Origin of the sequence: Curtobacterium sp. RIT-PI-V (assembly GCF_025642935.1) — a bacterium.
GTDB lineage: Bacteria > Actinomycetota > Actinomycetes > Actinomycetales > Microbacteriaceae > Curtobacterium.
The window spans coordinates 32927-41967 of record NZ_JANZKM010000028.1; the positions used below are offsets into that span (position 1 = coordinate 32927).

A 9041-nucleotide genomic window follows, 5' to 3' on the forward strand; every position below is an offset into this window, starting at 1 on the left:
CCGCGCGCGCCGCGCCGTGCACGCCGTGTCGCGCTCAGTCGTCGAGCAACCGCCGCAGGTGCGCGCCGACCTGCTCGTGCTCGATGAGGAACCCGTCGTGCCCGAACTCGCTCTCGATCACCGCGGCCGTGTCGCCGTCGAGCGTGTCCGGCACCCCTGCGGCGATCCGGTGCTGGTCCTCGATCGGGAACAGTCGGTCGCTCGAGATCCCCACCACGAGCGTGCGGGCCGTCACGAGTTCGAGTGCAGCCCCGACACCGCCCCGACCGGCCCCGACGTCGTGGGAGTCCATCGCGTGCGTGAGGGTGATGTACGACGACGCGTCGAAGCGCCGGGTGAACTTGTTGCCGTGGAAGTCGAGGTAGCTCTCGACCGAGAACCGCCCGTCGTCGCCGAGCGGGGACACGTCGCTCTGCCACGACCGGGCGAACCGGCCGTTCAGCTCGTCCGACGCCCGGTAGGTCATCAACGCCATCCGCCGCGCGAGCGCCAGCCCGCGGTGCGGGCCCTCGCCGGCGTCGGCCTCGTAGTAGTCGCCGCCCGCGAACGCCGGGTCCATCTGGATCGCCGAGCGCTGCAGGGAGTTCGCCGCGATCTGGTCCGCCGTCGTCTGCGCCGTCGAGGCCAGCACCGCCAGCCGCTGGACGCGTGCGGGGTGCGACACCGCGAACTCGAGCGCGTGCATCCCGCCCATCGATCCGCCGACGACGGCCGCGAACACGTCGATGCCGAGTCGGTCGGCGAGTTGGCGCTGCACTTCGACCTGGTCGCGCACGGTGACGAACGGGAAGCGCGAGCCCCACTCGACCCCGGTGGGTGCCACCGACGACGGCCCGGTGGTGCCCTGGCAGCCGCCGAGCATGTTGGGCGCGATCACGAACCAGTGGTCGGTGTCGATCGCGAGGCCGGGGCCGACGACGTCGCCCCACCAGCCGGCGGTGCGGTGCCCCGGACCGGGTGCCCCGGCGACGTGCGAGTCGCCGGTCAGTGCGTGGAACAGCAGGACGGCGTTGTCGCGCGCCGCGTTGAGCGTGCCCCACGACTCGTACGCCACGCGCACGGCCGGCAGTCGCCCGCCGCGCACCCACTGCTCGCCGAGCGATGCGAAGTGGCGCGCACCCGGGTGGTCGCCGGGGCGCCAGGCGCCGGTGACCGGCGGCTTGCCGAGGGTGCCGAGTTCGGCACCGGGCACCAGGGTGGACGGCACGGAGTCCTCGGGGGTCGTCTGCCAGTCCATGGTCCGTCCAGTCTGCCGGGAGGCGCGGGTCACCGCCGCCGTGTTACGTCACGTCCGCCCCGTGGCCGGGTCCCGGGCCGCGCTCGCCGTTTGCGTGCGTGCGCATGTTCCGACATCGTGCGCGTTGTTCGACTCGTGGATCGTCGCACCATGCGCACGCACCGGATGCGTGCGCAACGAGCGACGTCCCACGAGTCGATCGACTCGTGGGACGTCGCAACATGCACAGGCATCGAGCGCGTCGTGCCTCGCTGCTCGAGCGAACGCTACGCGCGCTGGCCCTCCTGCGAGACCGCTCGGGCCGCGGCGAGCCCGGCCTCGAGGTCGGCCTTCAGGTCCTCGATGTTCTCGATGCCGACGGACAGGCGCACCAGGCCCGGCGTGACCCCGGTGGTGAGCTGCTGCTCGGGCGTGAGCTGCGAGTGCGTGGTCGACGCCGGGTGGATCACGAGCGAGCGCACGTCACCGATGTTCGCCAGGTGCGAGAACAGCTGCAGGTTGTCGACGAACGCCTTTCCCGCGGGCACGCCGCCCTTGAGCTCGAACGACAGCACGGCGCCGACGCCCTTCGGCGCGTACCGGTTCGCCGCGGCGTACCAGGGCGACGTCGGCAGTCCGGCGTAGGCGACGGTCGCGACGTCCGGGTGCCGGTCGAGCCACTCGGCGATCTCCTGGGCGTTCGACACGTGGCGCTCGATGCGGAGCGACAGGGTCTCGATGCCCTGCAGCAGCGCGAACGCGGTGTCCGCCGAGTTCGACGCCCCGAGGTCGCGGAGCAGCTGCACGCGGGCCTTCACGATGTAGGCGAGCTCGTTGCCGACGGCCTCGGCGAAGACCGCGCCGTGGTACGACGGGTCGGGCGTGTTGAACTCCGGGAACTTGTCCGGGTGCTGCGACCAGGCGAACTTCCCGCCGTCGACGATGATGCCGCCGATGACGGTGCCGTGGCCGCCGAGGAACTTCGTCGCCGAGTGCACGACGATGTCGGCCCCGTGCTCGAACGGACGGATGAGGTAGGGCGTCGCGATCGTGTTGTCGACGATCAGCGGGACGCCGGACTCGTGTGCGACGTCGCTGACGCCGGTGATGTCGAGGACGTTGATCTTCGGGTTGCCGATGGTCTCGGCGAAGAAGAGCTTCGTGTTCGGGCGGACGGCGCGGCGCCACTCCTCGAGGTCGTCCTGGTCCTCGACGAACGTGGTCTCGATGCCGAGCTTCGCCAGCGTGTACTTGAACAGGTTGTACGTGCCGCCGTAGATCGACGACGACGACACGATGTGGTCGCCCGCACCGGCGATGTTCAGCACGGCGTAGGTCTCCGCCGCCTGACCGGACGCCACGAGGAGTGCGCCGCTGCCGCCCTCGAGTGCCGCGATGCGCTGCTCCACGACGTCGTTCGTCGGGTTCATGATGCGCGAGTAGATGTTGCCCGGCTTGGCGAGGGCGAACAGGTCGCGGGCCTCGTCCGAGTTCGCGAAGACGTACGAGGTCGTCTTGTAGATCGGGGTGGCGCGGGCACCCGTGGTCGGGTCCGGCTGTGCCCCGGCGTGGACCTGCGTGGTCTCGAACCGCCACTGCGCGGCGTCGTGCTCGGTCATCTTGGTGCTCCTGTCCGGTGCGGCTGGGTGATGGGTTCGGGTGAGCTCGAGGGGGCCACGCCGGCCGGTCCCGAGCAGACGCGCCAGCGGCTGGTCGGCCGTGCCCGGTGGGGATGCTGCGTTGCGTCGGGTGTCACGGTACGCAGGTGGCGGGGCCCGCACCACCGCACCCGCCTTCGGACGTAACGCGCACGCCCGACGCGCCACGGGCCTCCCTTCCGTCCGTCCGCACCGCGCTGTCACCGTCGGACGGTGCGAGGTCGGTGGTTCGGTGCGGCGCTGCCGCGCCGCACCGAACGGGCAAGCTCGCACCGGCCGGAGGAACGCGCACGGTGCGAGGTGGCACCGCTACGCCGCGTCGCGGCGGAACAGCCAGCGGACGTTCGGTTCCAGCAGCCAGCGCATCCCGCGGCGCACGAAGGGCTGCGCCAGGAAGAGGCTGACCGCGCAGGCGATCGCGACCATCAGGAGCACGAACGGCCACGCGGAGTGCGGACCGGCGAGCACGCCGGACTCGCGGATCGGGTAGAGCACGAACGTGTGCAGCAGGTACACGTACATCGTCGCCGCACCGAACTGCGTGAGCCAGATGTTCCGGCGGGGGATGAGCACCAGGAACGACGCGGTCAGCAGCGTCGCGAGCAGCATCAGGCCGAAGCGCACGGCACCGGCCCACCAGGCGTCCTCGCCGAGACCCGAGTACGAGTCGTCGTAGAAGAACCAGTGGTGCAGGTCGAACTCCTTGAACTGCGGGATCCACACCGCGCACGACACGGCCCACGCCGCGAACACGGCTCCGGCGGCGACGCGCACCCGGACGACGGTGCGACGCGAGGCCTCGTACCAGCGGTCGAAGAGCCCCCACTGCTTGACCTGCCACCCGAGCAGGAAGAACGGCAGCAGGCTGATCGCCCGCGAGAGGGACAGCGTCGAGTCCACGTTGTCGAAGTAGCCGACGCCGATGCTGAACACGACGGCCCAGAACAGCGGCCACCGCAGCTGCGCCAGGTACGGCAGGATCAGCTTGAAGATGCCGAGGGCGAGCAGGAACCACAGGGTCCAGGTCGGCTGCGTCGGGTTGAAGTCCTTGCCGCCCTCGACGATGCCCTGCACCACCGTCCATATCGTCTGCATGATGATGTACGGCACGACGATGTCGGTGATCGTCCGGCGCATGCGCTTCGCCGTCGGGGTGTCGGCCGACGAGAAGTAGCCGCTGATCACACCGAACGCGGGCATGTGGAACGCGTAGATGAACGTGTAGAGCGCCAGGGCGTGGTCGCTCGCAGTCGTCTGGCGCTGGATCGCGTGGCCGATCACCACGAGGGTCACCGCGATGAACCGCGCGGTGTCCCACATCGGGATACGGCGCGGCGCCCGGCCGGGTTCGAGCTGCGTCGCCGGGGCCGAGGGTGCGGGAGGGGCGGCATCCGTCGTCATCGTCGGTCACGTTACCGGATCGTGACCTGGACGGCCCGGCGCGGTGCGGGAACGGTCCCGCTCGGTACGGTGGTCGGACCAGGCCACCACACGTCCTGGTCACCGACGCAGGAGGCAGATCACATGGCAGCACGGCGCGCAGTCGTCACCGGAGCGAGCTCGGGCATCGGGGCGGCCACCGTCCGGCTGTTCCGCTCGCGGGGCTGGGACGTGCTCGCCGTCGCACGCCGGGAGTCGAAGCTCGAGGCGCTCGCCGCGGAGACCGGGGCCGACGTCCTGGTGGCGGACATCACGAGTGCTGCCGACGTCGAGGCGCTCACCGCCCGCGTCGCCGAGCTCGGCGGCGCCGACGTCCTCGTGAACAACGCCGGCGGCGCGTTCGGCTCGGCTAGCGTCGAGGAGTCCGACGTCGACGACTGGCGGGCCATGTTCGAGGTGAACGTGATCGGCACGAAGCGCGTCGTCGCAGCGCTGCTGCCGCACCTGCGGGACCGTGCGCGCGACACCGGGGGAGCGGACATCGTCACGGTGACGAGCACGGCCGGCTTCGTGGCGTACGAGAACGGCGGTGGCTACAACGCCGCGAAGTTCGCCGAGCACGCCCTGGTCGGCGCACTCCGGCTCGAGCTGAACGGCGAACCGATCCGCGTCGTCGAGATCGCCCCCGGCCTGGTGAAGACCGACGAGTTCGCGCTCACCCGCTTCCGCGGCGACGAGCAGAAGGCCGCTGCGGTCTACGACGACGTGCCGGACCCGCTCGTGGCCGACGACGTCGCCGAGGCGATCGTGCACGCGGTGGAACTGCCGCCGCACGTGAACCTCGACCTGGTCACGATCCGGCCGGTCGCGCAGTCGGCGCAGCACAAGCTCGCGCGCGGGACGCTCACGCCGCGCTGATCCCGCGCAGCGCCCGGGCGGTGACGACGGGTCGCGGCCGCGGGGTCCCTGCCGGTACCGTGGTCGGATGCCGATCAGCAGCGAACCCGAGCCCACGGCCCCGGCTCAGTCGACCGTGACCGTGACGAGCGGGCCCGAGGTGCTCGGATGGCTGGAGTTCGGTGACGCCGCACGCCTGCTCGCGAAGGACGTGCTGTCCTCCGGCTTCGAGCCCGAGGTCGTCGTCGCCGTCGCCCGCGGCGGGCTGATCATCGCCGGTGCCGTGGCCTACGCGCTCGGCACCAAGGAGTGCGGCTCGATCAACGTCGAGTTCTACACCGACGTCGAGCAGCGCCTGGACGAGCCCGTCGTGCTCGCACCCGCGCTCGACGCCCCGAGCCTGGCAGGCAAGCGCGTGCTCGTCGTCGACGACGTGTCGGACTCCGGCCGGACCCTGCGCCTGGTGGTCGACATCATCCGGAACGCCGGGGCCGACGTCCGCAGCGCCTGCCTGTACTCGAAGCCCGGCACCGTCCTCGAGCCCGACCACGTGTGGCGCCGGGTCGACGGCTGGATCACGTTCCCGTGGAGCGCCCTCGCACCGGTGACGGCCGAGTCGTGAGCATCCACCTCGTCGGCGGCGGACTCTTCGCCGCCTCGGACGCCGCAGCGCCCTTCCTCGCCGAGGCCACCGCACGCTCGGCGGCCGTCGGCCGGACGGTCCCGCGCATCGCCCTGCTCTCCGTCGCCGGTCCGGACGGCGGCAGTCCGTCGTCGACCGCCGACATCGCCGAGGTGCTCGGTGGTGCCCGCGCGGCCGAGGTCGTCGTCACCGAGGTCGCGGCCGGCCAGGTGTTCGACACGACCGTCCTGAGCGACGTCGACGCGCTCGTCGTCGGTGGCGGCGTCACCCCCGACTACCTGGGCGCGATCGCCCCGCTCGTCGACCAGCTCCGGTTGCTCGTCGCCGACGGCTTGCCCTACCTGGGCTACTCGGCCGGCGCGATGATCGCCGCCGACCGCGCGCTCGTGGGCGGCTGGCGCATCGGCGGCGTCGAGATCTGCCCCGAGGAGGCCTCCGAGGGCCTCGACGAGGTCGAACTCCGCGAAGGCCTCGGCCTGGTCGACCTGACCATCGACGTCCACGCGGTGCAGGCCGGCACCCTCGCCCGCCTGATCGCGAGCGCCGAAGCCGAGTTCGTCACCGCTGGCCTGGCGATCGACGAGGACACCGCCCTCGTCGTCGGCGAGGGCGCGCTCGAGGTCCGGGGTACCGGCAGCGTCTGGCGGGTCATGGCCGGCGAGGAGTCGGTGGCCGTCGCCACGATGGGCGCGTAGCCGTGGTGGAACCACGACCGCTCGCCGACCTGGTCGACCCGGGCTGGGCGTCGGCGCTCGCTCCGGTCGAGGCCGATGTGCACCGCATGGGTGCCTGGCTCCGTGACGAGACAGCGGCCGGCCGCACCTACCTGCCGGCCGGCGCCGACGTGCTCCGGGCCTTCACCACGCCCTTCGACGCCGTGAAGGTGCTCGTGGTGGGGCAGGACCCCTACCCGACGCCGGGCCACCCGATCGGGCTGTCGTTCGCCGTCGACCCAGCGGTCCGTCCGGTGCCGCGCAGCCTGGCGAACATCTACAAGGAGCTCGGCGCCGACGTCGGCGTGACCCCGCCGGCGCACGGTGACCTGCGTGCGTGGTCGGACCAGGGCGTGCTGCTGCTCAACCGTGTGCTCACGGTCCGCGCGGGCGACGCCGGCAGTCACCGCGGCAAGGGCTGGGAGACCGTCACCGACCAGGCGGTCCGCGCACTCGTCGCCCGGGGGACCCCGCTCGTCGCCGTGCTCTGGGGTGCACAGGCCGCGTCCGTCCGGCCGCTGCTCGGCGACACCCCGGTGGTGGCGTCGGCGCACCCGAGCCCGTTGAGCGCGTCGCGGGGCTTCTTCGGCAGCCGGCCGTTCTCGCAGGTCAACGAGCTGCTGCAGGAACAGGGCGCGGCACCGGTCGACTGGTCGCTGCCCGCTCAGTAGGCTCGGCACGTGCTCGAGGAGGAATACCAGCGACGGCGGGTCCTGCCGCGGCACCTGCGTGCCCGGCCGGCGAGCGAGACCGCCTTCGAGTACCGGATCCGTGCTGCCGAGGCGAGCGACCTGCCCGACGTGCGCGAGATCCACACGCACTACGTCCGCAACTCGTCGGTGACCTTCGACCCGTCGGCGTTCACCTTCGCCCGGTGGAAGCAGCGCTACGACGACATCCGGAAGCGCAAGCTGCCCTTCCTGGTGGCCGAGAACCCCGCCGGACAGATCCTCGGCTACGCGCTCGTGGACGCCTGGAACCCGCGCGACCGGTCGAACCGGGTGGTCGAGGACTCGATCTACCTCGGAGCGGCCTCGGGTGGCAAGGGGCTGGGCCGTGCGCTCATGGAGGCCCTGCTCGACGAATGTCGGTCCGCCGGGGTCCGCGAGGTCGTCGCCGTGATCGCCGACCGGCAGGCCGAGGCCTCGATCCGCCTGCACGAGCGGCTCGGCTTCGAGGAGGTCGGCCGGATGGGCAAGGTCGGCTACAAGTACGACCGGTGGCTCGGCACGGTGACGATGCGCCTGCGGTTGCGCGGTCCCCGCCTCTTCGCGCGCAGGTAGCGCCGGGCGGCGCGTCCGGCGGCCTGCGCCGAGGTTCCGGAATCCGCGCATCTCGGCGCGCGATCGCGCGTCCTGCGGAACCTCGGCGATCAGCGCGCGGCATGTCGTGGAACCCGGGCGGCCGTCGGACGGGAGGCCCGTGGTCGCGTCGCCACGGGCCTCCCGTCCGCCCTTCGGTCGCGTCTCGGGCGCGCGAGGTTCCGAAATCCGCACATCTCAGCGCGCGATCGCGCGTCCTGCGGAACCGCGGCGATCAGCGCGCGGCATGTCGTGGAACCCCGGCGATCGACAGGACCGGGACCCCGGCGACCTTCGGCACCGGGACCCCGACTCGCCCCGCACCGCGGCCCAGCCGCGGTCAGCCGCGCGGGGCCTCGGCGATGAACTCGTCGCGCGTGACGCCGACGAGCGCCGTCGTCGCGGCCGCCGCGGCGGCCCCGTCGCCCGCGACGAGCGCGCGCCCGACGGCCTCGTGGCGGAGTGCTGCCTCGCGCGTCCAGCGCGTGATGGTGTCGCGCGACTCCGACGTGCGGGTGCGCAGCAGCGCCTCGACGGTGCCGGCGAAGTGCGCGAAGACGGCGTTGCCGGAGCCGGTGAGCAGGGCGCGGTGGAAGCGGACGTCGGCCTCGAGGTACGCGCGGCTGTCCTCGCGCGCGCAGGCGGCGAGCATGTCCTGCGCGGCGTCGAGGACGGCGGCCGCCCCGGAGCCGCCGGCGGTGAGCGACGCCGCGACGGGTTCGACGCCGAGTCGCAGCTCGAGCAGTTCCCGCTGCTGCACGAAGTAGGCGGGCGAGGCGCCCCGCCACCGGATGACCGTCGGAGCGAGCAGTTCCCACGACCCGATGCCGAGCACCTGCGTGCCGACGCGCTGTCGGGGTTCGACGAGCCCGAGCGACTGCAGGACGCGGAGCGCCTCGCGCACGACCGACCGGGACACGCCGAACTCGTCCGCCACGAGCTCGGGGCGGACCACCGTGCCGGGCTCGAGCGCGCCGTCGACGATCCGCTGCCCGAGGGCGTCGAGCACGTGGGCGTGGAGTCCTCGGGCCGGGGGCATCGTTCCTCCATGCAGTACGGGTGGCGCGGTCGACGTGACGTCGGTCCCATCGAAACGGCAGACTGCGTCCGAGGGCGGATGGCGCGCGGCGGATCGTCGTATAGTCTGATTAATCAGATTATTGAGGGTCGGCACCTGCAGCGCCAGCCACTCTCGACACGAAGGCGACGGAGCCGCGCGGCAGCGGCTCCAGG

The 9041-nt window shown here is 72.2% G+C and carries 9 protein-coding genes; 5 read left to right on the forward strand and 4 right to left on the reverse strand.

What is annotated here, in order from left to right:
• Positions 1–34 precede the first annotated feature (34 nt).
• From metX to OGL88_RS15045, 3 genes are all read right to left on the reverse strand, one after another.
• A complete protein-coding gene (metX, locus tag OGL88_RS15035; protein WP_263091952.1) occupies positions 35–1237 on the reverse strand; it encodes a homoserine O-acetyltransferase MetX in 1203 nt (400 codons plus the stop codon).
• A gap of 266 nt (positions 1238–1503) precedes the next feature.
• Positions 1504–2835 carry a bifunctional o-acetylhomoserine/o-acetylserine sulfhydrylase gene (locus OGL88_RS15040; protein WP_123312349.1) on the reverse strand — a complete coding sequence of 444 codons (1332 nt, stop codon included), beginning with the start codon at positions 2833–2835 and terminating at the stop codon, positions 1504–1506.
• Between the two features lie 348 nt (positions 2836–3183).
• The gene (locus OGL88_RS15045; protein WP_263091953.1) at positions 3184–4275 is read right to left on the reverse strand and encodes an acyltransferase family protein; all 1092 of its coding nucleotides are present in this window, start codon (positions 4273–4275) and stop codon (positions 3184–3186) included.
• A 123-nt stretch (positions 4276–4398) separates the two neighbouring features.
• Here OGL88_RS15045 and OGL88_RS15050 point away from each other — a divergent pair, with 123 nt between their 5' ends.
• From OGL88_RS15050 to OGL88_RS15070, 5 genes are all read left to right on the forward strand, one after another.
• A complete protein-coding gene (locus tag OGL88_RS15050; RefSeq protein ID WP_263091954.1) occupies positions 4399–5172 on the forward strand; it encodes an SDR family oxidoreductase in 774 nt (257 codons plus the stop codon).
• 67 nt (positions 5173–5239) lie between these two features.
• Complete coding sequence (locus OGL88_RS15055; protein ID WP_173168683.1) at positions 5240–5773, forward strand: phosphoribosyltransferase; 534 nt, start codon at positions 5240–5242, stop codon at positions 5771–5773.
• Entirely contained in the window at positions 5770–6489 is a 720-nt protein-coding gene (locus OGL88_RS15060; protein WP_205462560.1) for a Type 1 glutamine amidotransferase-like domain-containing protein, read from the forward strand. Before OGL88_RS15055 ends, OGL88_RS15060 begins: the two co-directional genes overlap by 4 nt.
• A 5-nt stretch (positions 6490–6494) precedes the next feature.
• The gene (locus OGL88_RS15065) at positions 6495–7178 is read left to right on the forward strand and encodes a uracil-DNA glycosylase (RefSeq protein ID WP_263091955.1); all 684 of its coding nucleotides are present in this window, start codon (positions 6495–6497) and stop codon (positions 7176–7178) included.
• Positions 7179–7187: 9 nt separating this feature from the next.
• A complete protein-coding gene (locus OGL88_RS15070) occupies positions 7188–7790 on the forward strand; it encodes a GNAT family N-acetyltransferase (protein ID WP_111086403.1) in 603 nt (200 codons plus the stop codon).
• A 358-nt stretch (positions 7791–8148) separates the two neighbouring features.
• On the opposite strand, the gene OGL88_RS15075 is transcribed toward OGL88_RS15070, so the two are convergent.
• Positions 8149–8847: a FadR/GntR family transcriptional regulator gene (locus OGL88_RS15075; RefSeq protein ID WP_205462559.1), complete on the reverse strand. Its 699-nt coding sequence runs from the start codon at positions 8845–8847 to the stop codon at positions 8149–8151.
• Between the last annotated feature and the right edge of the window lie 194 nt (positions 8848–9041).